Annotated in this window: 34 protein-coding genes; 18 read left to right on the top strand and 16 right to left on the bottom strand. The window is 63.4% G+C overall.

Annotated elements, in window-relative coordinates:
- Positions 1 to 21: 21 nt before the first annotated feature.
- The 4 genes from DEVEQU_RS10215 to DEVEQU_RS10200 all read right to left on the bottom strand — a co-directional run bounded on the left by DEVEQU_RS10215 (position 22) and on the right by DEVEQU_RS10200 (position 3845).
- Positions 22 to 834 (bottom strand): outer membrane protein, encoded by an 813-nt coding sequence (locus tag DEVEQU_RS10215; protein WP_126150467.1) that lies wholly within the window; start codon positions 832 to 834, stop codon positions 22 to 24.
- A 130-nt stretch (positions 835 to 964) separates the two neighbouring features.
- On the bottom strand, positions 965 to 2056 hold the full coding sequence (locus DEVEQU_RS10210; RefSeq protein ID WP_126150466.1) for a helix-turn-helix transcriptional regulator: 1092 nt from the start codon (positions 2054 to 2056) through the stop codon (positions 965 to 967).
- Between the two features lie 9 nt (positions 2057 to 2065).
- The gene (locus DEVEQU_RS10205) at positions 2066 to 3148 is read right to left on the bottom strand and encodes a helix-turn-helix transcriptional regulator (protein ID WP_126150465.1); all 1083 of its coding nucleotides are present in this window, start codon (positions 3146 to 3148) and stop codon (positions 2066 to 2068) included.
- A gap of 22 nt (positions 3149 to 3170) precedes the next feature.
- A complete protein-coding gene (locus DEVEQU_RS10200; RefSeq protein WP_223214170.1) occupies positions 3171 to 3845 on the bottom strand; it encodes a DNA-3-methyladenine glycosylase family protein in 675 nt (224 codons plus the stop codon).
- 22 nt (positions 3846 to 3867) lie between these two features.
- Here DEVEQU_RS10200 and gluQRS point away from each other — a divergent pair, with 22 nt between their 5' ends.
- Positions 3868 to 4713 carry a tRNA glutamyl-Q(34) synthetase GluQRS gene (gene gluQRS, locus DEVEQU_RS10195; protein ID WP_126150464.1) on the top strand — a complete coding sequence of 282 codons (846 nt, stop codon included), beginning with the start codon at positions 3868 to 3870 and terminating at the stop codon, positions 4711 to 4713.
- Here the strand turns inward: gluQRS and DEVEQU_RS10190 are convergent.
- A complete protein-coding gene (locus DEVEQU_RS10190; RefSeq protein WP_164550341.1) occupies positions 4710 to 5672 on the bottom strand; it encodes an NAD-dependent epimerase/dehydratase family protein in 963 nt (320 codons plus the stop codon). The two genes, gluQRS and DEVEQU_RS10190, sit on opposite strands and share 4 nt — an antisense overlap.
- An 87-nt stretch (positions 5673 to 5759) precedes the next feature.
- Between DEVEQU_RS10190 and DEVEQU_RS10185 the strand changes: the two genes are divergently transcribed.
- From DEVEQU_RS10185 to DEVEQU_RS10160, 6 genes are all read left to right on the top strand, one after another.
- Entirely contained in the window at positions 5760 to 6674 is a 915-nt protein-coding gene (locus tag DEVEQU_RS10185; protein WP_126150462.1) for a LysR family transcriptional regulator, read from the top strand.
- A gap of 7 nt (positions 6675 to 6681) precedes the next feature.
- Positions 6682 to 6876, top strand: coding sequence for a twin transmembrane helix small protein (locus DEVEQU_RS10180; RefSeq protein WP_126150461.1), 195 nt, complete (start codon positions 6682 to 6684; stop codon positions 6874 to 6876).
- Between the two features lie 16 nt (positions 6877 to 6892).
- Complete coding sequence (locus DEVEQU_RS10175; protein ID WP_126150460.1) at positions 6893 to 7489, top strand: cob(I)yrinic acid a,c-diamide adenosyltransferase; 597 nt, start codon at positions 6893 to 6895, stop codon at positions 7487 to 7489.
- Positions 7490 to 7550: 61 nt separating this feature from the next.
- Positions 7551 to 8234, top strand: a complete 684-nt coding sequence (locus DEVEQU_RS10170; protein WP_126150459.1) for a rhomboid family intramembrane serine protease — start codon at positions 7551 to 7553, stop codon at positions 8232 to 8234.
- A 68-nt stretch (positions 8235 to 8302) separates the two neighbouring features.
- Positions 8303 to 8485: a putative motility protein gene (locus DEVEQU_RS10165; protein WP_126150458.1), complete on the top strand. Its 183-nt coding sequence runs from the start codon at positions 8303 to 8305 to the stop codon at positions 8483 to 8485.
- An 18-nt stretch (positions 8486 to 8503) separates the two neighbouring features.
- A complete protein-coding gene (locus DEVEQU_RS10160; RefSeq protein WP_126150457.1) occupies positions 8504 to 8713 on the top strand; it encodes a hypothetical protein in 210 nt (69 codons plus the stop codon).
- On the opposite strand, the gene DEVEQU_RS10155 is transcribed toward DEVEQU_RS10160, so the two are convergent.
- A complete protein-coding gene (locus DEVEQU_RS10155; RefSeq protein ID WP_223214169.1) occupies positions 8710 to 9372 on the bottom strand; it encodes a TlpA family protein disulfide reductase in 663 nt (220 codons plus the stop codon). The two genes, DEVEQU_RS10160 and DEVEQU_RS10155, sit on opposite strands and share 4 nt — an antisense overlap.
- 22 nt (positions 9373 to 9394) lie before the next feature.
- On the opposite strand from DEVEQU_RS10155, the gene argH reads away from it, so the two are divergent.
- The 3 genes from argH to lysA all read left to right on the top strand — a co-directional run bounded on the left by argH (position 9395) and on the right by lysA (position 13355).
- The gene (gene argH, locus DEVEQU_RS10150; RefSeq protein WP_126150456.1) at positions 9395 to 10840 is read left to right on the top strand and encodes an argininosuccinate lyase; all 1446 of its coding nucleotides are present in this window, start codon (positions 9395 to 9397) and stop codon (positions 10838 to 10840) included.
- Positions 10841 to 11195: 355 nt separating this feature from the next.
- Positions 11196 to 11915, top strand: a complete 720-nt coding sequence (locus tag DEVEQU_RS10145) for a gamma-glutamylcyclotransferase (protein ID WP_126150455.1) — start codon at positions 11196 to 11198, stop codon at positions 11913 to 11915.
- A gap of 180 nt (positions 11916 to 12095) precedes the next feature.
- Positions 12096 to 13355, top strand: coding sequence for a diaminopimelate decarboxylase (gene lysA / locus DEVEQU_RS10140; RefSeq protein WP_126150454.1), 1260 nt, complete (start codon positions 12096 to 12098; stop codon positions 13353 to 13355).
- Position 13356: 1 nt separating this feature from the next.
- Here the strand turns inward: lysA and DEVEQU_RS10135 are convergent, their stop codons facing one another.
- Positions 13357 to 13764, bottom strand: a complete 408-nt coding sequence (locus DEVEQU_RS10135; protein WP_126150453.1) for a response regulator — start codon at positions 13762 to 13764, stop codon at positions 13357 to 13359.
- 12 nt (positions 13765 to 13776) lie between these two features.
- Positions 13777 to 14748 (bottom strand): zinc-ribbon domain-containing protein, encoded by a 972-nt coding sequence (locus tag DEVEQU_RS10130; RefSeq protein WP_126150548.1) that lies wholly within the window; start codon positions 14746 to 14748, stop codon positions 13777 to 13779.
- 213 nt (positions 14749 to 14961) lie between these two features.
- On the opposite strand from DEVEQU_RS10130, the gene ftsE reads away from it, so the two are divergent.
- The 5 genes from ftsE to DEVEQU_RS10105 all read left to right on the top strand — a co-directional run bounded on the left by ftsE (position 14962) and on the right by DEVEQU_RS10105 (position 18369).
- Complete coding sequence (gene ftsE, locus DEVEQU_RS10125) at positions 14962 to 15624, top strand: cell division ATP-binding protein FtsE (protein WP_126150452.1); 663 nt, start codon at positions 14962 to 14964, stop codon at positions 15622 to 15624.
- Positions 15617 to 16546: a cell division protein FtsX gene (locus DEVEQU_RS10120; protein ID WP_126150451.1), complete on the top strand. Its 930-nt coding sequence runs from the start codon at positions 15617 to 15619 to the stop codon at positions 16544 to 16546. The genes ftsE and DEVEQU_RS10120 overlap by 8 nt, the downstream gene beginning before the upstream one ends.
- A 5-nt stretch (positions 16547 to 16551) precedes the next feature.
- Entirely contained in the window at positions 16552 to 17076 is a 525-nt protein-coding gene (locus DEVEQU_RS10115) for a YcxB family protein (protein WP_126150450.1), read from the top strand.
- Between the two features lie 28 nt (positions 17077 to 17104).
- The gene (locus DEVEQU_RS10110; RefSeq protein ID WP_126150449.1) at positions 17105 to 17908 is read left to right on the top strand and encodes a lysophospholipid acyltransferase family protein; all 804 of its coding nucleotides are present in this window, start codon (positions 17105 to 17107) and stop codon (positions 17906 to 17908) included.
- 119 nt (positions 17909 to 18027) lie between these two features.
- Entirely contained in the window at positions 18028 to 18369 is a 342-nt protein-coding gene (locus DEVEQU_RS10105; protein ID WP_126150448.1) for a hypothetical protein, read from the top strand.
- Here DEVEQU_RS10105 and DEVEQU_RS10100 read toward each other — a convergent pair.
- Positions 18357 to 18926: a gamma-glutamylcyclotransferase gene (locus DEVEQU_RS10100; RefSeq protein ID WP_126150447.1), complete on the bottom strand. Its 570-nt coding sequence runs from the start codon at positions 18924 to 18926 to the stop codon at positions 18357 to 18359. The two genes, DEVEQU_RS10105 and DEVEQU_RS10100, sit on opposite strands and share 13 nt — an antisense overlap.
- A 156-nt stretch (positions 18927 to 19082) precedes the next feature.
- On the opposite strand from DEVEQU_RS10100, the gene DEVEQU_RS10095 reads away from it, so the two are divergent.
- A complete protein-coding gene (locus DEVEQU_RS10095) occupies positions 19083 to 20054 on the top strand; it encodes a DUF2125 domain-containing protein (protein WP_126150446.1) in 972 nt (323 codons plus the stop codon).
- A 90-nt stretch (positions 20055 to 20144) separates the two neighbouring features.
- Here the strand turns inward: DEVEQU_RS10095 and DEVEQU_RS10090 are convergent, their stop codons facing one another.
- A complete protein-coding gene (locus tag DEVEQU_RS10090; protein WP_223214168.1) occupies positions 20145 to 20594 on the bottom strand; it encodes a hypothetical protein in 450 nt (149 codons plus the stop codon).
- Between the two features lie 141 nt (positions 20595 to 20735).
- Between DEVEQU_RS10090 and DEVEQU_RS10085 the strand changes: the two genes are divergently transcribed.
- Entirely contained in the window at positions 20736 to 21215 is a 480-nt protein-coding gene (locus DEVEQU_RS10085) for a VOC family protein (protein WP_126150445.1), read from the top strand.
- Between the two features lie 38 nt (positions 21216 to 21253).
- On the opposite strand, the gene DEVEQU_RS10080 is transcribed toward DEVEQU_RS10085, so the two are convergent.
- The 6 genes from DEVEQU_RS10080 to DEVEQU_RS10055 form a co-directional block, all read right to left on the bottom strand.
- Positions 21254 to 21685 carry a nitroreductase/quinone reductase family protein gene (locus DEVEQU_RS10080; RefSeq protein WP_126150444.1) on the bottom strand — a complete coding sequence of 144 codons (432 nt, stop codon included), beginning with the start codon at positions 21683 to 21685 and terminating at the stop codon, positions 21254 to 21256.
- A gap of 118 nt (positions 21686 to 21803) precedes the next feature.
- Complete coding sequence (gene fumC, locus DEVEQU_RS10075; protein ID WP_126150443.1) at positions 21804 to 23204, bottom strand: class II fumarate hydratase; 1401 nt, start codon at positions 23202 to 23204, stop codon at positions 21804 to 21806.
- Between the two features lie 120 nt (positions 23205 to 23324).
- Positions 23325 to 23504 (bottom strand): 50S ribosomal protein L32, encoded by a 180-nt coding sequence (rpmF, locus tag DEVEQU_RS10070; protein WP_126150442.1) that lies wholly within the window; start codon positions 23502 to 23504, stop codon positions 23325 to 23327.
- Between the two features lie 194 nt (positions 23505 to 23698).
- Positions 23699 to 24100, bottom strand: coding sequence for a type II toxin-antitoxin system VapC family toxin (locus DEVEQU_RS10065; protein WP_126150441.1), 402 nt, complete (start codon positions 24098 to 24100; stop codon positions 23699 to 23701).
- Entirely contained in the window at positions 24100 to 24339 is a 240-nt protein-coding gene (locus DEVEQU_RS10060) for a type II toxin-antitoxin system VapB family antitoxin (RefSeq protein WP_126150440.1), read from the bottom strand. Before DEVEQU_RS10060 ends, DEVEQU_RS10065 begins: the two co-directional genes overlap by 1 nt.
- A 52-nt stretch (positions 24340 to 24391) precedes the next feature.
- A complete protein-coding gene (locus tag DEVEQU_RS10055; protein WP_126150439.1) occupies positions 24392 to 25102 on the bottom strand; it encodes a biosynthetic peptidoglycan transglycosylase in 711 nt (236 codons plus the stop codon).
- An 81-nt stretch (positions 25103 to 25183) separates the two neighbouring features.
- On the opposite strand from DEVEQU_RS10055, the gene DEVEQU_RS10050 reads away from it, so the two are divergent.
- Positions 25184 to 26086, top strand: a complete 903-nt coding sequence (locus DEVEQU_RS10050; RefSeq protein ID WP_126150438.1) for a polyprenyl synthetase family protein — start codon at positions 25184 to 25186, stop codon at positions 26084 to 26086.
- Position 26087: the final 1 nt, after the last annotated feature.

Raw genomic sequence — 26087 nt, 5'->3', positions numbered from 1 at the left:
GCGGTCAGGAAGCACTTTTCCTTAGAAGTGGTATTTCAGCGAGCCCTTGAGCGTATGGAAACCCATATCCACCGGCGTCGAGCCGCCTCCAGCGCCCAATATAAGCACTGGCTGGGGTGCATTGACCGTAGGCAGCCCGACATAGGCATATTCAACGCCCACCGAGACGTTCTGGCTTAGCTTTTTGGCCACCCCGAGGCCGATTGTCGGCCCCATGACCAGCTGGCTCGACGACGCAGAATTGCTTGTGGAGCCGGGGGCAAAAGGGACTCCGCCAGGAAAGGCGGGGTTTGTGGTTGCGAAATCCAGATTGGCCGTGGCGCTCGAGCTGACATTGGCAACGGCCAGGCCGCCCTTGACGCTGACCAGCCACCCCTCATCGAAAGCGACGCCCAAAGTCCCGGCAAAGGTTGAGTACCAATCCACATTGACCTTGAGATTGCTGGCGATCCGGATGCTCGCCGTGTCGACGGCATCGTAAGCGGTGTACTGTTCCAGCGACGACGTTCCCTTGGAAAGCCCACCGATATGGACCGCACCGTCAACGCCCAGAACGAATTGGTTGACCTGATAGTTGTAGCCGGCACCGACGCCGCCGAAGACGCCGTCAATACGCGTATTTGCGCCGCTGGACACACCGGAGATGACATATCCCCCAGACGGCGTGGGTGGAATTGTCGTACTGCTCGAGCCGGCCTGTTGTGGGTCAAGCGCATAGCCGGCAAAGACGCTGGCATAAAAGCCGGTCCAGTCGGTCACCTGCTGCGCGTTGGCGCTCGAGGCGGCCCCCGCCAGCAGCGCCACACCCAGAAACACCCGTCCAAAATTGCTCATCACGCGCCCTCTTCCAAATCACTGCGGCCAACATGGAAGGGGCACATGGGACTGGCATCATCCAGATGAATGAAGTGCGGGCGAGAAAATGGACACCGGGGCGCGCCTGTTGCCCGTGAGCCACAATGCTTTAGGCGAGATTGCCGGTATTGACGCCGGCAAAGCCCTTGAGCAAAGCCACCAGCTGCGCCTGATGGCTGGTGCCGGTCTTGCGAAAGGTCTGCGCCAGATGCGTGCGGGCGGTCGCAATGGCAATGCCGCGCCGGGCCGCGACCTCGGCAAGGCTGAGGCCAGACGCCAGGCCCGCCGCCAGACCCGCCTCGGCGGCGGTGAGGTCGAACAGCCCCCGCAGTATCGCGTCCGACGGCACATTGGCATCGGCGGCATAGCCGGTCACGGTAAGCAGCGCCGTGCCTTGGGCAAAGATGTCGCTGGCCGCCCGGCGCAGCGGCAAGACATGCAGTACCAGATTTGCCTGTTCGGCGGTGCCGACCGGGATCGAGCGAATGGGCATGGGGTTGGAGGCGCTATCCGACAGAGCCTGCTTGAGCAGCGCCGCGGCCTCCCGATTGGCCAGCGAAACGCCGCCGAACGCGGCGGGCCGCAGGATTGACGATAGCGCGTCGAACAGGCCATTGGCCGCGATAACGCCACCACCGGCGCCTACGATCGCCGCCGGCATGGACAAGGCTTCCATTGCCGCCACGCTGGCTTGCGCCTTCTGCATTTCGAGCTGCATGGCCATCATGCTGGCCCGTCCAAGATGGGGCCGCAAGGCGTCGAAATGGGCCACTTCAGCCGCGGAGAAGTCGGGCTCCCCCAGCGCCCGCTCGAAAGTGAAGGCCACAAAGCCGCCCTGCGGCATGTCAACGACCGAACCCAGCTGCCATGCCGTGCCGATGCGGCGCATGTTTTCGCCATGAAAGGCCACGTCCTTCGGATCCTCAGCCGCCAGGAAGTCGGTGACCTCCAGAAACCCGGCATAGCGCCGACGCCTGAGACTTGAGAGCAGTTTATTTGTGTACCATTCCGGCCTTGTGGCGAAATGGGCGACCACCGCCTCGATATTGGGCGTAGCGCTGAACAATGGCTGGCGCTGCGGGTCGATGATCATCATGCAGCCCGAGGCAATGCCGCGGGTCTCGACGATCCTGCTCAAAAGGTCAGGCCACAGTTCGGGAACGAAGGCCGCTTCATAGATATGGTCTTCGATGCCACTCATCGCTTCTGCCTAGAACACCCCCGAATTGACGCCCTTGAGCAGCGCCACCAATTGCGCCTGATGGCCCGTGCCGGTCTTGTGGAACACCTGCGCCAAATGGGTACGGACCGTGGTGATCCCGATGCCACGTTCGGCCGCAATGTCCTTGAGTTCCATTCCGCGCGCCAGGGCCGCGGCCACCGCCGCCTCCGCTGCGGTAAGATCGAATAGGCCCCGCAGAATGGCGTCGTCCGGCACCTGTGCATCCCCGGACAGTCCAGTGACGACCACCAGGGTCGCGCCAAGGTCAAAAACGTCGCGCGCGTCCCGCAGCAGGGGCACCAGATGGATGACGGCAGGAGCGCGTTGGCCATCTTCGGCCGGAACGGGAATGGATCGCAGGGCGCGTCGCCCCATTTCGGATTGCTCGGCGAAGGCGGCACGGATCAGCGCATCGATCCGCCGGTCGGTGAGGCGCAATTGCCCATGGGCACCGGGCTTGAGGAAATCCGCCTGGCTTTCAAAGATATCATTGACGGCAATGACCCGCCCGCGTTCGGAGACGATGGCCGCCGCGAGCCCCAGCGCCGAGAGACCGGCAACGGTCGACTGCGCCTGCTGCAATTTCAACCGCGAGGCGATAAGGCTGGCCCGCGCCAGATGTGGCCTGACGCCATCGAGCACCTGCAGGTCCTCAATCGAATAATTCTCCATGCCCACCGTCCGCTCCAGCGTGAACAGCACGGTTTCTCCCGTCGGCATTGGCACCACCGTCGCGGCTTGGCCGGCCAGGTCGGCGAGCGACAAGAAGGCATTGCAGTGGTCGGCGCGCAATTGGTCCAGCGTCGAGAAATCGGTCAGGCGCATGAAGCCGCCATGGTCCTTGACCAGCATGCGCTTGAGGCGGCTATTGGCATACCAGGCGGGCGTCGCGGCAAAGGCGCCGACCAGATCGGCGACATTTTCGGTTGCCGACCACAGTGGGGGCAGGTCAGGGTCGATGACCAGCAGCGCACCCGATACCGAGCCACTGGACTGCGCCAGTCCATCGAGCACTTTTGGCCAATATTCCGGGATAAAAGCGGCCTCGTAGACCTGATCGACCAGTTCCATTTCGCGTCCCGATCAAAACCGCCTAAAGCAAAACTCCCTCGCGATCGCGCATTCTGGCGAAATACCGCCAGAACAGAAGCGCCGCCGCCGAGCGATGGGGCGACCATTTTTGGGCGATGTCAATCATTTCCTTGATGCTGGGACGTGCCTCGAGCCCAAGCCCATGATGGGCGGCCTTGAGCAAAGCCAGGTCTCCGGCCGGGAAGATATCGGGATGCGCCGCGCAAAACAGCAGATAGACCTCCGCCGTCCATGGTCCGACCCCCTTGAGCGCCACCAGCCGCGCGATGGCCTCTTCGGCCGGTAGCGCATCAACCTGGGCAAAGTCCAGCTCGCCCCCCAGGACCGCCTCAGCCACCGCCCGCAGCGACAGAAATTTGCCGCGCGAAAAGCCGACGCCGCGCACAATGTCCTCACTCAATCCCAGATAGGTCTCGGGCTCCAGCGCCCCAGGCAGCGCTTCGAACCGGCCCCAGATCGCCGCCGCGCTCTGCACCGACAATTGCTGGCCACAGATCACCTTGGCCATGCCGGCAAAATGCTTCGGGTTGACCCGGGGCAGTACCGTCCCCACCGCCTGGCGCATCGGCGCCAGCGCCGGCACCAGTCCCACCAGCGTATCGAGATGCCAGGCCACCCCCTCCGGCGTATCGATGCGTGGTGTCGCCTCGGTGGTCAAAATGCTAGTGAGGGGCAAACATCATTTCCTTATCCGGTCCATGTCCAAGCCACTGCTCCGCTTCGCACCCAGCCCCAATGGCTATCTGCATCTGGGCCACGCCCTGTCGGCCCTGGTGACCTGGGATGCCGCCGAAAAGCTGGGCGGCAGCGCCTTGTTGCGCATTGAGGACATCGACATCGGCCGCTGTAAACCCGATTTTGCCGAGGCGATCCTCGAAGACCTCGCCTGGCTCGGCCTCGACTGGCCCGAGCCGGTGCTGTGCCAGTCCGATCGCTTCGAGCCTTATGCCGATGCCGCCAACCATTTGCGACGGGCGGACCTGCTCTATCCCTGCTTCTGCAGCCGCGCAGAAATCGCCGAGCAGGCAACCGATACCGATCCCGATGGCGCCCCGCTCTATCCGGGCACCTGCCGACATCTCAGCAATGCCGAGCGCATCGAGCGCCTGGAGCGCGGCGATCCCGTCCAGTTCCGGCTCGACACGGAAACCGCTCTCGCCCGCACCGGCATGCTGACCTATTCGGTCATCGGCCCCACCATCCTCGACCGCCCGCAAATTCGCTATGCTCGCCCCCAGCGCTGGGGCGACGTAGTGCTGCAGCGCAAGGATGTGCCGACCTCCTATCATCTGAGCGTGGTGGTGGACGATGCGGCGCAGGGCATAACCCATGTCACCCGCGGCAAGGATCTGGAAGCGGCCACCGACATTCACGTCCTGCTGCAAATGCTGCTGGGTCTGCCCAGCCCCTATTACCATTTCCATCGCCTGATAAAGGGCGCGGATGGCGAGAAGCTGGCCAAATCCCGCGGCTCACCCAGCCTGCGGGATTTGCGGGCAGACGGCTGGACGGCAGAAGACGTCCGCCGCGCCGTGGGGTTTTAGGCAGCGTCCACCTTAACCGTCCCTTGGCTGCCAAACACCGTGCCCACCGTCTCGCCCACGGCCGTTTCGAACGGGGTCAGGACGCCGGGGCCAAGCAGCGCATCCAGACGGGGATCGACCAGCTCCATCTCATGGGTCCAGAGATAGCGCATTTCGAAAATATCGCGCATCACCGGATCGAACAGGCCCATGGCGCGCAACAGCCACCAGGGCATGGGCGAGGGCTTGAGTGGCTTCGGCGCAGCCGCCTGGATCGCCGCCATCAGCTGTCCATGGCTGACCCAATGGCCTGCAAAGTGGAAATTCTCGAACGGCCCCAAAGTCTCACGCCGCTCGGCGACCCGGGCAAAGGCGCGTCCCAGGTCGGGCAGATAGGCCCAGCTGTGCCGTAAATTGCGGTCGGCCAGATGATAGACCTTGCCACGCCGCCAGTTCATCAGCATGGCCTGCTCGAACCAGCCGCCCTGATCGCCGGGCGCATAAAAATCCCCAGCCCGTACGATGATCGCCTGGATATCGCCTGCTGCCGCGGCCTCTGCGAGCATCCGTTCGAGCCGAATCCGGATTTCCCCGCGCGGCTTTTCCGCCTGCTGCCGCAATTGCGGTGACACCACGCGGTCACCGGCGCTGTAATTGTAGATCGTGCCGGGAAACAGCAGCGTCTTGCCGCTACCCGCCATGGCGTCCAGCACCACCTGCAATTGCGCTTCGGCGCGCCCATTGCCCCATTGGTCATAGCGCAGATGCAGACCCTGGACCACCACATCGGCCCCCGCAATGGCCGCACGGACCACGGCGACATCATTGGCATCGCCGGCAAGGAAGCGCGTCCCGGCCACCGGCTTGCGATTGCTTCGGCCCAAGCCCGTCACTGTCCACCCCGCCTCGGCAAATCCCACCATGGCGGCATGGCCCAGATGGCCGTTGCTGCCCAGAACCGTCACATTGCGTCCACTCATTTCATCCTCCTTGGATTGCATGAGCGCACGGTCGTCGATACATTGAAGAATAGAAATTCCCTACAATTCGACATTTGACATTCAAAAATGAATAGAGAGCCGGACTGGGCGCTATGGCGCAGTTTTGCAGCGGTGGTGGCGGAGGGCTCGCTATCGGCGGCTGCGCGCGACCTCGGCATCAGCCAGCCCACCATCGGCCGTCATGTCGAAGCGCTGGAAACCGCCCTTGGCCTTACGCTCTTCGACCGCAGCCTTTCGGGTCTCAAGCCGACTGCGTCGGCCTTGCGGCTCTATGGTCGGGTCAAGGACGCCCAATCTGCCCTCGCCGAGGCCAATATCCTCGCCCAGGGCGCTCAGCAGGATGAGGGAGGCACGGTGCGCATCACTGCCAGCGTCATGATCTCAAACCATGTTCTGCCCACCCTGCTCAGATCCATTCGCGCGCTGCATCCGCGCATCGCCATAGAAATCGTGCCCTCCGATACTTCGGAGAATCTGCTGATGCGCGAGGCCGATATCGCCATCCGCATGTTCCGCCCCACCCAGCTGGAGCTGATCACCCGGCATCTGGGCGAGGTGCCGCTGGTGGCAGCCGCACATGAGGATTATCTCGCCCGGCGCGGCCGGCCACAGACACTGCAGGACCTCTGGTCACACGACCTCATCGGCTTTGACCGTTCGGACCTTATCGTCAGCCATGCCCAGCGCATGGGATTTGCAGTCAGCCGCGACAACTTCATGCTGCGCTCGGACGACCAGTCCCATTGCTGGGAATTGCTCAAGGCCGGGCTCGGCATTGCCTTCGGACAGCAGCAGTTGGTGGCGTCCACGCCCGGGCTGGTGGCGCTCGACATCGACCCGCAGATCCCGCCCTTGCCGATCTGGCTGACCACGCACAGGGAATTGTTCACCTCACACCGGATCCGTGCCATCTTTGACGCATTGGCCGCCGGGCTCCTCGCCTATATCAATGGTGAACTCGACCGCCACCCGACCCGTTAAGGCTGACATGCAGACCCTATTGAACATTGCCATCGCACTCGCGCTGCTCTTCGTCGTCATCGTTCTGGGCATGGGCCTGTGGAACATGATGAAGGGCGGGCCGGGCAATACCAGCCAGCGGCTGATGCGCCTGCGCGTCATCGGCCAGGCCGTGGCCATCCTGCTGCTGATGGGCGCCCTGTTCCTGTTCGGGCGCGGCTGAGCCGCGGGCACCAGTCATGGTCAAGCTCAACGTCATCTATACGCGCACCGGCGATAGCGGCACCACCGGGCTGGTGCGCGGCCCCCGCCGCTCCAAGCACGATCTGCGCATCGAGGCCTATGGCACGGTCGAGGAAGCCAATGCCTTTGTCGGCAATGCGCGCCTCGCCGCCGGCGCCCACCATGTGCTGGACCCCATCCTTGCTCGCATCCAGAACGACCTCTTCGATGTGGGCTCGGACCTGGCGACCCCCGGCGCGGATGATCCCGATGCCGAATATCCCAGCCTGCGCGTCCGCCCGGTGCAGACGAACTGGCTGGAAGACCAGATCGACCGGTTCAACGCCGATCTCTCCCCGCTCAGGAGCTTCATCCTGCCCGGCGGCACGCCGCTCTCGGTAGCCCTGCACCTTGCCCGCACCGTCACCCGTCGCGCCGAGCGCGTGGTCTCGGCCCTGCTCGAGATCGAGCCCGACACCAGTCCCGAAACCCTGCGCTATCTCAACCGCCTCTCGGACCTGTTCTTTGTGCTGGGCCGCGTGGCCAATGCCAATGGTGCCGACGATGTCTTGTGGGTGCCGGGCAATTATGGTGACGTGAAGAAGACCGACTGAACGGCAACACGCACCCGGTTGCCGCAGATAGTGGTGCCGCGCAGGAGAGACGTGACAGAATATGTTCTTGCCCCTGCATGACGCCAATCCGATCAAGCATGTCGAGTTTCCATTCGTCACCTATGGGCTGATCGGGATCACCATTCTGGTATTTCTGGTACAGGCGGCGCTGCCGCCGGCAGCCTTCGATCAGGCGACCATCGATTTCGGCATGATCCCCATCGTCGTGCGCGATCTTTACCCCCAGCCGGTGCCCTGGCTGCCGGACTGGGCGACGCTGGTGACCTATGCATTCCTCCACGCCGACTGGATGCACCTGCTCACCAATATGCTGTTCCTCTGGGTGTTCGGCGACAATATCGAGGATGCCTTCGGGCACTTGAAATTCCTCGGCTTTTACCTCGCTTGCGCCGTCCTTGCAGCCCTCGCCCACCTGCTGTTCAACCTCGACGGCAATGGGCCGCTGATCGGGGCGTCAGGGGCCGTGGCCGGGGTCATGGGCGCCTATATCCTGCTCTTTCCCCATGTGCGGGTCTTCGTCCTGGCCCGCATCGTCTGGCTCATTCCTCTGCCGGTCCCGGCCTATTGGATGCTCGGATTCTGGATCCTGACCCAGCTTTTCTATGGGCTTATCGGCTCCGACGAACCGGTGGCGTGGTGGGCCCATATCGGCGGTTTCGCTGCCGGGCTGGTGCTGGCCGCCCCCTTGCGCCGGCATGGCGTCGGGCTGTTTGGCGGCAGATGACCGCATCATGAACGGTTTCTTTAGGGGCCGCTGCTAGTCTTCTCGCAAAGCGCGAAAGGCCAGCCGACGTGAACACCGATCTCACAACGCAGATGCTGACCATGCGCTCGGCGCAGACCCAGCACGCGACGCAGATCGCCATCGTCAAGAAATCGCATGACATGCAGACCGACCTGCTCAACATGCTGATGGAAACCGCGCTGAGCCCACCCCCGCCCGGCCAGGGCGCGAAGGTGGACAAGCTCGCCTAACCCCAAAAGGAGCCCGCAATGATCAATGCTCTGGGCACCAATCCTTCCGCCATGGTCACCCGCATCGCCCAGAACCAGGGCGCCTCGCTCGCGACGCAACTGGCCAAGGTGGCGCAACTGCGCATGGAAATGCTGCTCAATCAGGCCGAGAACCAGGCCCAGGCGAGCGTGCACGAGGTGCCGCTGGTGACGCCGATCAACGGCGCCGAGGTCGAAAAGCTGGTTTAACCGCGCAGCCCGATCAGTGCATTGACCACGGCCTTGCCGTCCTCGGAGTCCCATTCAGCCGGGCCCTGCAGCACCGCCAATTCGCAGCCTTCCGGATCGAGCAGCAGCGTCGCGGGCAGGCCCACCGCGACGGCTTCGCGCTTCAGCCGCTCGAAGGCTGAAAAGGTGCTGTCGGCATAAAGCGGCAGATTGGCAAACTGGCCGTCGTCGAGGAAAGCCTCTGCCTTTTCCTGGCCACCGGCGCCGATATCGAGATTGATCGGCAGCACCATGAACTTGTCCGAATTGTATTCGGTCGCCACCGCGTCGAGCGCCGGCATTTCCTCCCGGCACGGCACGCACCAGCTGGCCCAGAAATTGACCAGCAGCGCCTTGCCGGAGAAATCGGCAATGGTCATGTCCTTGCCCGAGGCATCCTTGAACGCCATGTCGGCATAGCCGCGTCCCTCCCCGGTGCCGTTGAGCGCCGCCAGCTGCCCGACTGCCGCGGCATCGATCACCTGGGCCTGCATCGACTGCACCGGGCAGCTGCTTGCCGTGGCGGCATTGCCCAGATAGACCCACGCCGCTATAGCTACGCCCACGCCCGCTACCCCCAATGCAGCGACCATCGCCAGACGATTGCGTGCTGTTGGCTGGGTGGGGTTCATGTCCGACATGGTGTCTCCGAAAGGCCTGAAGATGAGCAACAAAATGTGGGGCGGCCGGTTCGCGTCCGGACCCGACGCCATCATGGAAGAAATCAACGCCTCGATCGGATTCGACCAGCGTCTCTACCGCCAGGATATTGCCGGATCGAAGGCTCACGCCACAATGCTCGCCGCGACGGGCATTCTGACGCATGAGGACCGCGATGCCATTCTGGCCGGTCTAGACGAGGTGCTCGCCGAAATCGAGGGTGGCACCTTCACGTTCTCGCGCGCGCTCGAAGACATTCACATGAATGTGGAAAGCCGCCTGCGCGAAAAGATCGGCGATGCCGCCGGACGCCTGCACACCGCGCGCTCGCGCAATGATCAGGTGGCCACCGATTTCCGCCTCTATGTGCGCGACACCATCGACCATCTGGTGGCCCAGATCCAGACGCTGCAGCTTGGCCTTGTCAAACGCGCCGAGGAGGAGGCCGAAACCATCCTGCCCGGTTTCACCCACCTGCAGAACGCCCAGCCGGTGACCTTCGGCCACCATCTGCTCGCCTATGTCGAAATGCTCGGCCGCGATGCCGGCCGGCTCATCGACGCGCGCAAGCGCCTCAACGAGAATCCGCTGGGCTCGGCGGCGCTGGCCGGCACGCCCTATCCCATCGACCGCGACATGACCGCGGCGGCCCTGGGCTTCGACCGCCCCACTGCCAATTCGCTCGACGCCGTCTCCGACCGCGACTTCATTCTCGAAACTCTTGCGGCAGCGGCGATCTGCGCCATGCACCTGTCCCGCTTCGCCGAGGAAATGGTGATCTGGAGCTCGGCGCAGTTCGGCTTCATCAAGCTTTCCGACAAGTTCACCACCGGCTCCTCGATCATGCCGCAGAAGCGCAATCCGGACGCCGCCGAACTGGTGCGCGCCAAGATCGGCCGCATCATGGGCTCGCTCAATTCGCTGCTTGTCGTCATGAAGGGCCTGCCGCTGGCCTATTCCAAGGACATGCAGGAAGACAAGGAAGTGGCCTTCGACGCGCTCGACGCGCTCTCCCTGTCGCTGGCCGCCATGACCGGCATGGTGGCCGACATGGCGCCCAATCGCGCCCGCATGCACGCTTCGGCCTCGGCCGGTTTTTCCACCGCCACCGACGTCGCCGACTGGCTGGTGCGCGAACTCAATATTCCCTTCCGCGATGCCCACCACATTACCGGGCAGATCGTGGCCCTGGCCGAGCAGAAGAATTGCGGCCTCGAAGGCCTCACCATCGAGGACTTCAAGTTCATCGATCAGCGTATCGACAGCCGCATCCACAAGGTTCTTACGGTCGAGGCCTCGGTGGCCGCCCGCAAATCCTATGGCGGCACCGCGCCAGCCAATGTGGTTGTGCAGGCGGCGCGCTGGAAGAGCCTGCTCACCGGCGAGACCCATGAGCCCAAGGCGCTCGGCAAGAAGACGCATGGCAGCCATGGTGATGGCGGGCTTTGAGCCGTCTCGCGCAAAGGCGCGATCCACCTTCTCCCGCAAGGGGCAGTGTTTACTTTGGGCTCATCGGGAGGCACGGTAACCGCGGTTCCTGCTCTCCCTCTCCCCTTGAGGGGGAGGGCCGGGGTGGGGGGTGGTTCAGTGATTCACTGATGGCCCCCCACCCTCATTCACAGTCCGTTTGAGCGTAGCTCAAAATGGCCTTCTCACCTAAAATCGCTCCACTGGAGCGATTTTGCTTCCGGCACGCTTCGAAGCCCCTCAAGGGGGAGGAAGGCGAACGAGCACCAAAGCCGGTTGTCAAAACGTCCAAAGTAGACACTGCCCGCGCACAGGGAGAGGGAAGACGGAGAGACCATTGCCGCCAAAGCCCCGAACCATGCGCCTCAGCGACCGGCATGTCGCCTATCTCCAGCCGACGGAGATCAGCGAGGACATGCCCGATCCGCCCGAGGGCATGTATCGGGCGAGCGAGGACGATCATCGCGCCACCATCGCGCAACTGCTGGCCCAGATCGATGATCCCGGCGAAATCTGGTTCTTCGCCTATGGCTCGCTGATCTGGAAACCGGCCTGCGATTTCATCGAAATGCGCACCGGCACGATTCGCGGCTGGCATCGCGCCTTTTGCCTCGGCTGGAACAATCGCTGGCGCGGCAGTGATGAACATCCGGGCCTGATGCTGGCGCTCGACCGGGGTGGCGCCTGCAAGGGCGTCGCCTATCGCCTGCCGCCGGACGCCATCGAAGACAACCTGATCAAACTGTTCGAGCGGGAAATGGCCTGGCGGCCCTCTGCCTTTCCGCCGCGCTGGGTCAATGTCCAGGCGGGTGAGCGCACAATGACGGCGCTGACCTTCTGCATCGACCGCAATTCGGGCCGTTACGTTTCCGGACTGAGTGAAGACCAGATCGCTGACGTGCTCGCCAAGGCCGTGGGCTCTCGCGGTTCGATGGCCGAATATCTCTTTTCCACCGTCGCCCATCTCGAACAGCTCGGTATCCGCGATCCGCATCTGTGGCGTTTGCAACATCTGGTCGCCGAGCGCATCGAAGCGGTTTATGAGCCGGATCGATAAGTCTGGCTTTTGTTTTTGTCGCTCTCAGTTTAGATCACCGGGTCCCCTTCTCCCCTCGTGGGAGAAGGTGGCGCGCAAGCGCCGGATGAGGGGGCGCGGAGCGTGTGAGAACCCCTCACCCGCCCTTCGGGCACCCTCTCCCACAAGGGGAGAGGGGAAGACAGGATTGCGGGGCATAAAATGGTCCACCACTTCAACCATCGCGACGGCACGCTTTATGCCGAGGACGTCAATCTCAACGACCTCGCCGAAAAGGTAGGGACGCCCTTTTACGTCTATTCCAGCGCCACGCTGCGCCGGCATGTGCAGGTGGTGCAGCGCGCCTTCGAGGGCATTCCCACCCTGCTCGCCTATGCGATGAAGGCCAATTCCAACCAGGCCGTGCTCAAGCTCATGGCCTCGGAGGGCTGCGGCGCCGACGTGGTGTCGGGCGGCGAATTGCAGCGGGCTCTCGCCGCCGGCATTCCGGCCGACAGGATCGTCTTTTCCGGCGTGGCCAAGACCGTTGCGGAAATGCGCCAGGGCCTGGCGGCCGGGATCAAGTGCTTCAATGTCGAGAGCGAGCCCGAGCTCGAGCGGCTGTCGATGATCGCAGCCGATATGGGCCTGACCGCGCGCGTCTCCGTGCGCATCAATCCCGATGTAGATGCCCGCACCCATGCCAAGATTTCGACCGGCAAGAGCGAGAACAAGTTCGGCATTTCCTATAAGCGCGCCCACGAGGTCTATCGGCGCATTGCCGAGCTGCCCAATATCGAGGCCGTCGGCGTCGACATGCATATCGGCAGCCAGATCACCGATCTCGAGCCCTTCGGCAATGCCTTCGGTCTGATGGCCGAACTGGTGACCGCCCTGCGCGCCGATGGCCATACCATCCACCATGTCGATATCGGTGGCGGCCTGGGCATTCCCTATCATCACGACCAGGAAGCTCCTCCCCATCCCGACGCCTACGCCGCCGTGGTGCGCGACAAGGTCGGGCAATTGGGCTGCAACTTGGTGATCGAGCCCGGCCGCCTCTTGGTGGGCAATGCCGGCATCCTGGTCACCAAGGTCGAATATGTGAAGGAGGGGAGCTCGAACTTCATCATCGTCGATGCGGCGATGAACGATCTCATCCGCCCCACGCTTTACGAAGCCCATCACGATGTCGAACTGGTCAACCAGTCCAACCTGCCCCCGATCACCGGGGATATTGTCGGTCCGGTCTGCGAAACCGGCGACTATCTGGCCAAGGGCCGCACCATTCCCGGCGTCAAGGAAGGCGATCTCATCTCGATCATGAGCGCCGGGGCCTATGGCGCGGTCATGGCCTCGACCTACAATTCCCGCCCGCTGATCCCGGAAGTTTTGGTCGATGGACCACGCTGGCACGTGATCCGCCCGCGCAAATCCATCGACGAGCTGATCGCGCTCGATAGCGTTCCCGACTGGCTCTGAACTATTGCAGGGGCTGGCGCGCCAGCGACACCACTTCCACCGGCTTGCCGGAAAGCGCGTCCTCGACCTTGGCCAGGAGGTCGGCCAGGGTGAACGGCTTGGGGATGACGTCGTAGATCAGCGCATCGAGCCCATGGGCTCGTTCGCGCTGGTCGGCAAAGCCGGTCATCAACAGAATGGTGAGCTCGGGAAAACGCGCACCGACATGCAGGGCCAGCGCGATCCCGTCCATCACCGGCATCTTGATATCGGAGAGCAAGAGGTCGAACTGGCCGTCCTCGGCATCGACGGTCTCGGCGGCGAGGCCCCCATCTTCCTCGGCAATCACCTCATGCCCCTTCATGGTGAGGGCACTGACCACGAAGGCGCGGACGGACGGATCGTCTTCGGCAACGAGAATTCTGGCCAAGAAACTGCACTCCTAATGGTGTTCGGCGGCCGGCGCGGCGCCATGGGCGCTTTCCGGCTCTGAAATATCGGCAGCCGGGGCTTCGGCAGCGTGTTCGGTTGCGGCAGGGGCCGCAGGATGCTGGCTCGCCTCAGGCGCCTGCAGCGGCGCTGGCTCCTCGCGCGTCTCGGGAAGGGCATTGGCCGTGGCAAAGGTGAGGCGCACCCGCTCGGCATTGACCGGCGGCAGGGTCAGGCGAGTCTCGAAGGTGGCGCGTTCGCCGGCCATCAGGTCGCCGACCCGCGAAGCCACGCTCCATTCGTAGACGGTCTTGCCGCGCGCATCGAGCAGGCTCACCACCACCGGGGGTACCCGCACCGGCTTGGGCATCAGGCCCACGATCTGCGCCGAGACCACCAGCACCTCGTCGCCTCCGGTCAGGGTTTTCAGCGTGTCGAGATTGGAAAATTCGAGGCCGACCACATTGACCCCCATGCCCACCGCCGCATAGACGCCGGCCAGATCGGGATAGCGCTCGACCAGCTGGGTGCGGCCGAAATACAGCAGCGCCACAAGGCCGACTAGCATGACCACGCTGGCCAGCCTGGCGGTGCGACGCAGCCGCGCCATTGGCAGGCGCGAGAACATGGCGCTCTGCCGGCGTGAAAATGCCTGCTGGCGCTTCTTGAGCTCCGCCGGATCGACCGATCGCATCGGCGTTCGTCCGGTGCGCGGCACCGGCTCGGCGCGCGTCGGGGCAGGCGGCGGAGATGGCGCCACCCGCGCCGCTTCGGCCATGAAGGCCTCGTCGAGCACGTCTTCGGCCATTTCGCCGTAGAGCTTGTCGTCTTCCTCGATGCTGGACGGCTCGGGCTCGGGGATCATTGGCGCGGCCTGCTGCCAGGCCTGCTGGCAATGGGCGCATTGCACCTTGCGACCAGCCGCACCGATGGCCTCATAGGTCACCTGGTACTTGGTCTGGCAATGCGGACAGGTGATGATCATCAGACCGGCGCTGGGACAAGAAGCATGCAGCCCGACCCTAGCCCTGCCGGGGTTAAAACTCCTCAAATCCTCCCCAAGATCACAAATGTGCCGCTTTCCCCGGCGCAAAACGCCCAGGCATGCCGCCCAGGCGCCGTCACGCTGCTATGATGCGCCAACTGATTCGCCCGAAGGCGGCGCCACCAACACCGGATGGACTGGGAGCACCCGTTCTTGATCGACTTTTCCGATGTGGGCCTGCGCTACGGCAATGGCCCCGAAATCCTCAAGGATCTCAGTTTTTCCATTGAGCCCGGCTCCTTCCATTTCCTCACCGGCCCGTCGGGCTCGGGCAAGACCAGCCTGTTGCGCCTCTTGCTGCTGTCGCTGAAGCCCAGCCGCGGCAAGGTCACCATGTTCGGCGAGGATGTGAGCCATCTCAACCAGGACCAATTGCTGCAGATGCGCCGCCATATCGGCATCGTGTTCCAGGAATTCCGCCTGCTTGACCATCTGACCACCTTCGAAAACGTGGCGCTGCCGCTGCGCGTGCTCGGCCAGCCCGAGAGCGAATATCGGCCCAATGTCACCGAACTGCTCGAATGGGTCGGGCTGGGCGAGCGCATGCATGCTTTGCCCACCCTGCTCTCGGGCGGTGAAAAGCAGCGTGCCGCCATTGCCCGCGCCGTCATCGCCCGGCCCAAGGTGCTGCTGGCCGACGAGCCCACCGGCAATGTCGATCCGGACCTGTCGAGCCGGCTGGTGCACCTGTTTGCCGAGCTCAACCGCACACTGGGCATGACCATCATTCTGGCCACCCATGAATTGCCCCTGCTCGACCGGTTCCCCTATCCGCGCATGGTGCTCAACAAGGGGGAGCTGAAAATCCATGCTTGATCGTGTGCTCGCCCTGTTGCCGCGTCGCGCCGGTGCCGCGCCCATCGTCCCCGAAAAGAGCGTGGCGGGCCGCACCCTGCTGCTGCTCATCACCATCATGGCCTTTCTCTCGGCGGTGACGCTGGGCGGCGTGGTCCTGGTACAGAAATCGGCCATCGCCTGGTCCGCCGATGTCGGGCGCGAACTCACCATCCAGATCCGCCCGGTGGAGGGCGAGGTGATGGAGAGCAATCTGCGCACCGCCGTGTCGCTGGCCCAGTCCACTCCCGGCGTCTCCGGTGCGCGGGCCCTCACCATCGAGGAAAGCCAGGCCCTGCTCGAGCCTTGGCTCGGCGCCGGGCTCGACCTCTCGGCCATCGCCATTCCCCGCCTCATCGTCGTGCAACTGGCCGATCCGGTGGATGCCGATATCGAGCAATTGCAGCGCAATCTCGGTGCCATCAACGGCGCCAGCCTCGATACCCACGCCGCCTGGCGCCAGCAGCTCAACACCATGGCCGGAACCGTGGTGCTCTCGGGTCTTCTGGTGCTGGGGTTGATCGGCGTGGCCACCGTGCTCGCCATCATCTTTGCCACCCGCGGCGCCATGGCCTCGAACCGCGAAATCGTCGATGTGCTGCATTTCATCGGCGCCTCCAACAAGTTCATTGCCGGCGAATTCCAGGGGCGGTTCCTGTCCATCGGCCTGCAGGGCGGGTTGCTCGGCACGGTTTTGGCGACGCTGTTTTTCACCCTGATCGGCGCCGCAGCCGGCAGCGTTTTGCCCTCGGAAGCCAATGCCCAGGTCGGGGTGCTGTTCGGACAGTTCCTCTTGGGCTGGGACGGCATAATCGGCGTGGCCGCGGTGATCCCGGTAATCGCCGTGCTGACGGCAGTGACCTCGCGCATGACCGTGCGCCGCTATCTCAGCGAAGCCTCCTGAGAGCCATGTCCGACAGCGTCCGCTTTGCCCTCACCGAGCAGGATATGGCCGACGCGGCGCGCCTCTATGGCGTCGATGCCGTTCGCTCGCCGCGCCGCCGGATCGGGCTCGTCATCACCTTCGTGCTCGTCGTGGTGCTGATGGCAATGGTGCTCGACATTGCCTTCCCTCTCGATCCCGAGCGCCTCGCCAGCCGTTGGCCGGCACTTCTGGGCCTCAGCCTCCTGCCCTTCGCTGTGGTGCTGGCGCTCGGCGTCGTCCTCAATCCGTTGCTGGCCCGGCGCACCTATCGCCAGCAACGCTCGCTGCAGGGCGAACTGGGTCTCTCCTGGAGCCGCGATCAACTGGCCTTCGACAGCGAATATGGACAATTCGCCATGCCCTGGAGCCACTTCAAGCGCTGGACAGAGGACAAACGCGTATTTCTGCTGTTCGAGTCCGAGCGGCTCTATAGGATAATCCCCAAACGGGCCCTCGACGCCGACCAGCAAGATCGTTTTCGCGACTGCCTGGCGGCCATCGGCACCTGAGACGGACTAGGCTAGCCAGGAAGGCCTCATGATTTTCGTGCAGACGCTCAGGACAATTCTCTTCTACCTGTTGTTCATCGGCCAGACCGCCGTCATCGCCATTGTCCTCGGTATCGTGGGCCTCGTGGCGGGCCGCACGTCTTTCAGCTGGGCCATGGCTCAATATTGGTGCTGGTCCAATCTGCAATTTCTGCGCGTCGTCGCCGGCCTCAAGACCGACGTGCAGGGCCAGGAAAACATCCCGGCCGGCGGCTGCATCATCGCCTCCAAACACCAGTCCGACTGGGACGTGTTCTCCATCTTTCCGCATACCGGCCGCCCCGCCTATATCGTCAAGAAGGAACTGATGCGCATTCCCTTCTTCGGCTGGGCCGCGCGTTCGCTCGACTGCATCGAGGTCGACCGCAGGAAGGGTGCCGAGGCCATTCCCGAAATGATGCGCCAGGCGCGCAGCGCCCTCGATCGCGGCTGCCGCCTGGTGATTTTCCCCGAAGGCACCCGCAAGGCGCCGCTGGCGCCGCCCGACTACAAGCAGGGCCTGGTGCGCATGTATGTCGAGCTCGGCGTGCCGGTCGTGCCGGTGGCCCTCAATGCCGGCCTGTTCTGGGGCCGCAACAGCCTCAATATCTGGCCCGGCACGGCGCGCGCCCGCATTCTTGCGCCAATCGAGCCGGGCCTCGCCCCCGATGTTTTTCTCGAGCGCCTCAAATCCGCCATCGAGCCGGAGTCTACTCGACTCATTCTCGAGGCCGTCGATGCCGGTTTGAACCGCCCGCTCGACCCGCCCTTGCAAGCGCGTCTCGATATGCTGCGCCCCAGCACCACCCACTAGATATTGACAGCGCCAGCGAACAAAAACATACATGTAGCGTCGAGCCGATATCGGCTTGACGAATGGAACAATTTGTTCTAATTTTGTTCTTCTTCTGGGGAAGCAGGGGAGACGGCCAGATGCGACATGTCAAAGCCAGTGATCGGACCGGGCTCAAGCTTGCGCATTGGCATGGGCGTTCAGGCCGGGATTACGACCTGATCGGCGAAAGCTTCAGCGACTTTTCCATGAATGCCGGCGTCCTCTATCTCATCAGCAAGGGCGGCAATGTGCTCTGGGTGGGCTCGACGGAGGATCTGGTCAGCGACCCGATGAGCCGCACCCGCTTCCGCCTGGCGCTCGATTGTGCCGACCGGGTCTTTCGCCTGGCGACGGACCCCGCCGAGGGCAATCGCCTCAGCACTATCTGGGATCTCGAAGGCGCCATGCCGCTGCCGGAGACGTCGGCTCAGGCGGCCTGACCCTCCGCCTCCAGGGCCTCGAGCTGAGCCACGAGCGCCATCAAGGCATGGTCGCGAATGCCCAGTTGCGCCAGATGCCGGGCGGTATTGACCACATAGTCGATATTGCGGCCCGATATTCCCACGCCATTGCGCACCATGGCCAATTGCTGTTCCGGGCTCAGCAGCCCGGCAAACTGGTCATGGCTTTCATCGACCACGAAGGCCAGCGCCGCGACACGCCGCCCATCGGCCAGGGTAACCGGCCGCATCACATCACGATAAACCGAGGTTACCTGCTCGCGTTCCTCGAGATAGGCCCGCACCGCCGGCCAGTCTGCCGGCGCCACCTCGAAGGCCATGCCCCGGCAGGAGCCGCCACGCGTCAGCCCGAACACCAGGCCCGGGCGCTCGACCGTGCCGCGGTGATGGTGGGAAATGATGGAAAGCGAGCGGTGGGCGCCACGCAAAAGACCAAGATGGGCGCTGACATAGGCAAAGCCCGGATTCCAGATCAGTGATCCGTACCCGAAAACCCAATGGGCCGCAGTGCCCTCATGCTCTTCGATCAGTGCCATGTGTCGACCAAAACCTATTCGTGTGCAAACCAGGCGGCAAGCGGGGAGCGCGCAGGCCCTTGATGCAAATATGCCGCATCTCGGATTGATCGCAGATGAACGCCAGTGGCGGAAACCCGCTTCTGACAAGCCGGCTGGAGCGTTAAGACTGAAGCCATGAAGAAACGAATCATCATTCTGGGCGTCGTCGTCCTTGTCGTGGCCCTCGCCTGGAGCGGCGGCTGGCTGTTCCTGGCCAATCAGCTGCGCCAGCAGATCGATGCCCTTGCCTTCGCCGATGGTGAGACCAGCCCGCAGCTGACCTGCGCCACGCTCAACATCTCCGGCTATCCCTTCAGCGTCGATGTCGAATGTGTCGATGCCGTCGTGGTGTCGGGCGACGTCATGGCCGAAATCCCGGCGGTGCGCGCCAGCGCCCTCATCTACCGGCCCAATCATGTGCTGGCCTCAGCGCGGGGCCCGGCGCAGATTTCCGACGCCTTTACCGGCCAGCAGAGCGAATTGGCCTGGGCCGAGCTCAATGGCAGCCTGCGCGTCGAGAACTGGCGCATCGCCCGCCTGTCGATCGTCGGCTCAGAGGTTTCCTGGACCGACCGCCTGTTCGGCGACGCGCTGCTGGCCAAGACCGATGCGCTGGAACTGCATCTGCTCGACATCCCGGAAATGCACGATGCCGAACGCGGCCTCTCGGCCCTCGCCGTCTATCTGCGAACCCAGGCGCTGGATGTGCCGATGATGACGCTGGCAGCGGCCGATATCGAGCTTGAAGCCGAACTGAGCGGCCTGCCCGACGATCTGCGCAGGATCGGCGCCGAACCCATCCTGCCGCTCTGGCAGCGCAATGGCGGCACGCTGAACCTGGTCTCGCTGCGCGCCAAGGATGCCAGCGCCGATCTCGAGGCCTCCGGCCAGGTGCAGTTGGACGATCAGGGCCGGCCCAATGGCAAGATCGACATCTCCTCGGCCGGCGTCGCCGAACGCATCGGCCCGATGATCGAGGAACCCTGGCGCACCCTGGTCCTCGGCACCCCCGGCGCCGATGGCCGGCACACCAACCAGCTCAATTTCAGCAACGGCAATCTATCCTCGGGCCTCGTCCCCATAACCACCCTGCCGCCACTGTTCTAGCCATTCCAGAGCTCGCTTGACCTGACACTGATCGCCCCTCCCCTTGTGGCAAAGGAGCGATCATTGCATCCACCGAACCCTGGAAACGCCTTAGCTCATTGACACATCGCGGCTGGCGCTGGTGATCGAGACGGTGAAGCCGGCGACGACGTCGATGAGGCTCATCACCATGAGCAGGAAGAAGACCGAGCTCGAGGCTGCGCCGACCAGCAGGAACTCCACCAGGAAAATCACGAACAGCACCATGGAGAGCATGTGCTCGATGATCGAGGCGCGCGCCGTGCCGGTGGATTTGAGCACTTCGAAAAACAGCAGAATAATGCCGACGACGAGGAGGAAGTCGCCGGCGGTGATCGCCCAGGGCATGCCCGAGGGCATGGGCAGGGAGAACATGCCGAACCCCCAATTGACCGGATTGCCGCCGAAAAACACGAAGACGATCAGGTTATAGGCCAGGAACGGGAAGACCAGCAGCGGCGGAATGAACGTGCCCTTGCGCCGTGGCGCCGGATGGGTGGGAAGGACGACGGTTTCGGTCATATCTTTCAGTCTCCGCATCGGGACCGGCACCATGCCAGAGCTTTATCAAGCGCGGAACGGGAATTTTTGGGTGTTGCGCTGTCGAAGCGAGGATGGGCCAATCGTTGCTTGGATACACGCAACGCTTTTGAGGAGAGCATCATGCAAAGCGCCAAAAATATCGTCTGTCTCTGGTACGACACTGAAGCCGAAGCCGCCGCCCGCTTCTATGCCCAGACCTTTCCCGACAGCCATGTCGGCGCCGTAAGCCGCGCCCCCAGCGATAATCCCTCGACCAAGCAAGGCGCGGTGCTGACGGTGGAATTTTCCGTCATGGGCATTCCCTGCATCGGGCTCAATGGCGGCACGGCCTTCAAGCATTCGGAAGCCTTTTCCTTCCAAGTCACCACCGAGAACCAGGAAGAGACCGACCGCTACTGGAACGCCATTGTCGGTAATGGCGGCGAGGAAAGCATGTGCGGCTGGTGCCGCGACAAATGGGGCATTTCCTGGCAGATCACCCCGCGCGCGCTTTCCGACGCCATGGCGGCAGGCGGGCCCAGCGCAAAACGGGCCTTTGAGGCAATGATGACGATGAAAAAGATCGACGTGGCCGCGATCGAGGCAGCGGCAAAGGGCTAGGCTCTCCGGTTCGGCGCGATCGGCGGGCCCCGCTCTGGTCAGGCGGCGCGAGGGGTCAATGCGATGACCGGAATGGCCTCGCGCGTGGTCTTTTTCTCGTAGTCCGCAAACTGCGGGAAGAGGCTGGCCATCCGGGCATAGATGGTGTCGCGGTCTTCCCCATCGACGACGCTGGCGCGGACAGGCAGGCGGCTGATGGTCTTGCCATCGCCCACCGAGATGTCGAAATCGGGATGGGCGAGCACATTGTGATACCAGGCCGGGTTGTTGGGTGCGCCACCATAGGAGGCGAAGACATACCAGGGGCCGGTATCGTTCTCGCGCAGATACATCAGCGGCTGGGTGCGCTCGACGCCGGATTTGGCACCGATGGCATGCAGCAGCAGCACCGGCTTGCCTTCGAAATAGCCGCCCGGCTGTCCGCCATTGGCATTAAAATCGGCGATCACCTGGTCGTTGAAATTGCTCATGTCTGCTCTCGTAGCTCGCTGCGGTTAAAGCTAGGTGTCGCAGGGCCGCCGAACAAGGCCACAGACAGCAAAATGCCGCCCGGTGGGGGCGGCATTCTTTTTGGATCGCTGAACCAGTTTACTTCTTGAGCTTGAGCGGGCCGACCATCTGTTCGGGCTTTACTTCGGCGTCGAATTCTTCGCCGGTGAGCAGGCCCAGTTCGATGGCCGTATCGCGCAGCGTGCCGCCATTCTTGTGCGCGGTCTTGGCGATCTTGGCGGCGTTGTCATAGCCGATTTTGCGGTTGAGCGCCGTCACCAGCATCAACGACTGGTCCACCAACTGCTTGATGCGCTTGCGATCCGGCTCGATGCCGATGGCGCAATTGTCGTTAAAGCTCTTGGCGGCGTCTGCCAGCAGGCGCACCGATTGCAGGAAATTATAGGCGATGACCGGCTTGAAGACGTTGAGCTCGAAATTGCCCTGCGAGGCTGCAAAACCAATAGCGGCATCATTGCCCATCACTTGGGCGACGACCATGGTCATGGCCTCGGACTGGGTCGGATTGACCTTGCCCGGCATGATCGAGGAGCCGGGCTCGTTTTCGGGAATGGTGATTTCACCCAGGCCCGAGCGTGGGCCCGAGGCGAGCCAGCGCACGTCATTGGCGATTTTCATGAAGGCGACGGCCAGCTGCTTCAGCGCCCCCGAAGTGCCGACAAAGGCGTCGTGACCGGCCAGGAGCGCAAACTTGTTCGGCCCGGTGACGAAGTCATGGCCGGTGAGATCGGCGATTTCCTTGGCAACGGTGACGGCATAGTCGGGATGGGCATTGAGCCCGGTGCCGACGGCTGTGCCGCCCAGCGCCAGTTCCTTGAGCTGAGGCATGCTGGCCTTGATGGCGGCCATGGCATAGTCGATCTGCGCCACCCAGCCGGAGATTTCCTGGCCCAGGGTCAGGGGCGTTGCGTCCTGCAAATGGGTGCGGCCGATCTTGACCACGTCCATATAGGCTTCGGCCTTGGCATTGAGCGTATCGCGCAGCAACTGGACGCGCTCATAGAGATAGTTTTCGACCGCCTCGACCGCCGCAATATGCATGGCGGTGGGATAGGTGTCGTTCGAGCTCTGGCTCATATTGACGTGGTCATTGGGGTGCACGGGCTTCTTGGAACCCATGGTGCCGCCGGCCATCTCGATGGCGCGGTTGGAAATGACCTCGTTGACATTCATGTTGGACTGGGTGCCCGAACCGGTCTGCCAGACGACAAGCGGGAAATGGGCGGCAAGCTTGCCCGCAATCACCTCGTCGGCGGCCGCGACCACGAGGTCACGGGTCTTTTCGTCCATCAGGCCGAGCTTGAAATTGGCCAGTGCCGCCGCCTTCTTGAGAATGCCGAAGGCGCGGATGATCTCGACGGGCATCTTCTCCCCGCCGATATCGAAATTCATGAGGCTGCGAGCGGTCTGCGCGCCGTAATACTTATCGGTCGGGACTTCGATCGTGCCCATGGTGTCCGATTCGACGCGCGTGCTCATATGCCTCTTGCTCCATTTGGGCCGCTTCTGTTGGCGGCGAAAAAGAAAACGGCCGACCCTTGTGGGGGCCGGCCGCTCGAATATCAGATAAAGCGCATCTGCGCCAAACAGCCTTTCGGCTTAGTTCTTCGCAGCCAGGATCTGGCGACCGCGATACATGCCGGTCTTGAGATCGACGTGGTGCGGACGGCGCAGCTCACCCGAATCCTTGTCTTCGACATAGGTGGGGTTGGCAATCGCGTCGTGCGAGCGGCGGAAACCGCGCTTCATCGGCGAAGTCTTGCGTTTTGGCACTGCCATGGTCGGTACTCCGAATTCAATATCGTTGCGCCGCCGAAAGCGGCCCAGAGACGTATCTCTGATGGGATTGGGGGGCTCTATAGAGGAAGACGCGAGGCTTGGCTAGGGGCTTCGCGCCGTGCCGACGGCAAATTCGCTCCAGCGGAACGATTTTGGGTGACAAGCCCATGAGAGCTCAGCGCGAATGGCGGGTGCTAGTGCTGGGCCTGCTCGATATCGGTGTGGATGAAGTCATTGCCTTTGAACAGCAGCGGCACATGGTTGGCACGTGCGCAGGCATAGGCAAAGCAATCGCCCATATTGAGGTCTGCACGGTGGCGCCCCTTGCCGAAACGCGCAAAGGCCTCGACCGCCAGCCGGCCCACATTTTCAGTGATCTCGACCATTTGGGCATCTGTCTCTGCCACAAAGAGATCGACCAGCGCCTGCGCCTCGTCTATCGGGCATGCCCGCTTTCGCGCCAGACCCGCAACGGCCTCATAGATCGCCATCGGCGAAATCAGGATTTTGGGCGCCTGCTCAAGCGCGCGAGCCAGAGACGGTGCATCCTCTTCGCCGCTGAGCATAGAGATAATCGCCGAGGCATCGACAAACATCACTCATCGCCCGAAAGCGCGTCGAAGAAAGCCTTGTCGGCCTGCTCGCCGGAGGCCGGAAAGGCCTGATAGCGGTCAACCAGCGGTTTCAGCCGCTCCATGAGCGGAACCGCCTGCTTACGCCGAGCATATTCGGCTTCCACCGCATGCCGGACAGTCACGGTCAGGCTCTGGCCGGTCAACCGCGCCAGCTTGCGCACCGCGTCATCCGTCGCTTCATCCCGAACATAGAAAGCCATATATACTCTCCTTCGAAAGAATATATACAAAAGCATCCATCGACCTTCAAGCTCACAAGGCCAGCCGTCCATCCTTGCCGACGCAGGCGGCGCGGTCGCCATATTGGCGCGTACGCTCCTCGACGATGGAAGCAACGCGGCTGAGGCCGGCATTGGGCCGGGCGGGATTGCGAACCAGGGGATTGGGCAGGGTCACGGCGAGAAGGCTCGCCGTCTGCCAGTCCAGGTTCTGCGGCTCCCGCCCGAAGGCATGTTCGGAACCGGCGGCGACGCCGAACTGCCCCGAAGGGCCCCATTCGGCGATGTTGAGATAGATCTCCATGATCCGCTTCTTGGGCATGACCAGGTCGATATAGGCGGCCAGCGGCACTTCCAGCGCCTTGCGCAAAGCGCTCTGCCGGTTCCAGAGGAAGAGATTGCGCGCCACCTGCATGGTGATGGTCGAGGCGCCGCGCGTTTCCCGGCCGGCGAGGTAATTGTCGACCTCATCGCGCAAGGCGCCGAGATCGATGCCCCAATGGCGGCAGAACTGGCCATCTTCGGACAGGATGATGGCGGCCTTCAGCCGGTCGGAAATGTCGTCGATATCGCGCCAAACGCGCACCACCGGCCGCCCGGTGACATAGCGCTCCAGCATGGGCACCGAGACCGGCTGCACCACCAGGTAAAGCGGGGTCAGCAGCAGCGGAATGGCCACCAGCACAGCCAGAATGCCGAGGGGAATGCGCAGGAAGCGCCAGAATTTGCGAATGCGGCGAGCCATGGGTGTTCATGACCGGCTCGCGAAGCGGATGCAAGCCCTCACCCCTTGCCGCCCCTGCGGCAAAGGGCTAGCAACACCTCCATGTATGACTTTGCTGCCGACAGTGCCGATTGCGCCCGCGCCGTGGAGGCCGGGCTGTCCGAATACCTGACCGGCGCGCGCCTGTCCGGCCCCGGCCCGGCTGCCGACCGCGTCATTGCGGCGATGCGCCATGGCAGCCTCGAAGGTGGCAAGCGCCTGCGGCCGCTGCTGGTGCGGCAAGCGGCCGCCATTTTCTCAGTGCCGCGTGAACAGGCCCTGCCCGCAGGGCTCGCCGTGGAAATGATCCATTGCTATTCGCTGATCCATGACGACCTGCCGGCCATGGACGATGACGATCTGCGACGCGGCCGACCGACCGTGCACAAGGCCTTCGACGAGGCCACCGCTATCCTTGCCGGCGACGCATTGCTCACTGAGGCCTTTGCGCTGCTCGCCAATCCCGGAACCCACCCCGATGCCGAAGTGCGCATTCGGCTGGTGGCCGAACTGGCGGCTGGGTCTGGCACCGGCGGCATGGTGGGCGGGCAGATGCGTGATATCGAGGGGGAAAAGGGCGGTTTTACCGAGGCCGAGATCGCCGTCATGCAGGCGATGAAAACCGGCGCCCTGATCCGGGCCTCGGTGCGGATGGGCGCGCTGATCGGCGGTGCGGATGCCCGCGCCCTTTCCGCGCTCACCGCCTATGCCGAGGCCGCCGGCCGTGCCTTCCAATTGGCCGACGACATATTGGACGTGACGGCAACTCCCGAAACCATGGGCAAGGCCACCGGCAAGGATGCCGAGGCGGGAAAGCAGACCGTGGTCGCCCGGCTCGGGCTCGAGGGCGCCAGGGAAATGCTGGACCGCACTGTTAGCGAAGCCGTTTCGGCGCTGCGCACCTTTGGCCCCAGGGCCGATGGCCTGCGCGCCACGGCGCGCTATTTCGCCAGCCGGGAAAAATGAG

The sequence above is a fragment of the Devosia equisanguinis genome (genome assembly GCF_900631955.1).
Classification (GTDB): Bacteria; Pseudomonadota; Alphaproteobacteria; order Rhizobiales; family Devosiaceae; genus Devosia; species Devosia equisanguinis.
The sequence above is the reverse complement of the archived record's forward strand: the minus strand, read 5'-3'. Positions and strand labels throughout refer to the sequence as shown.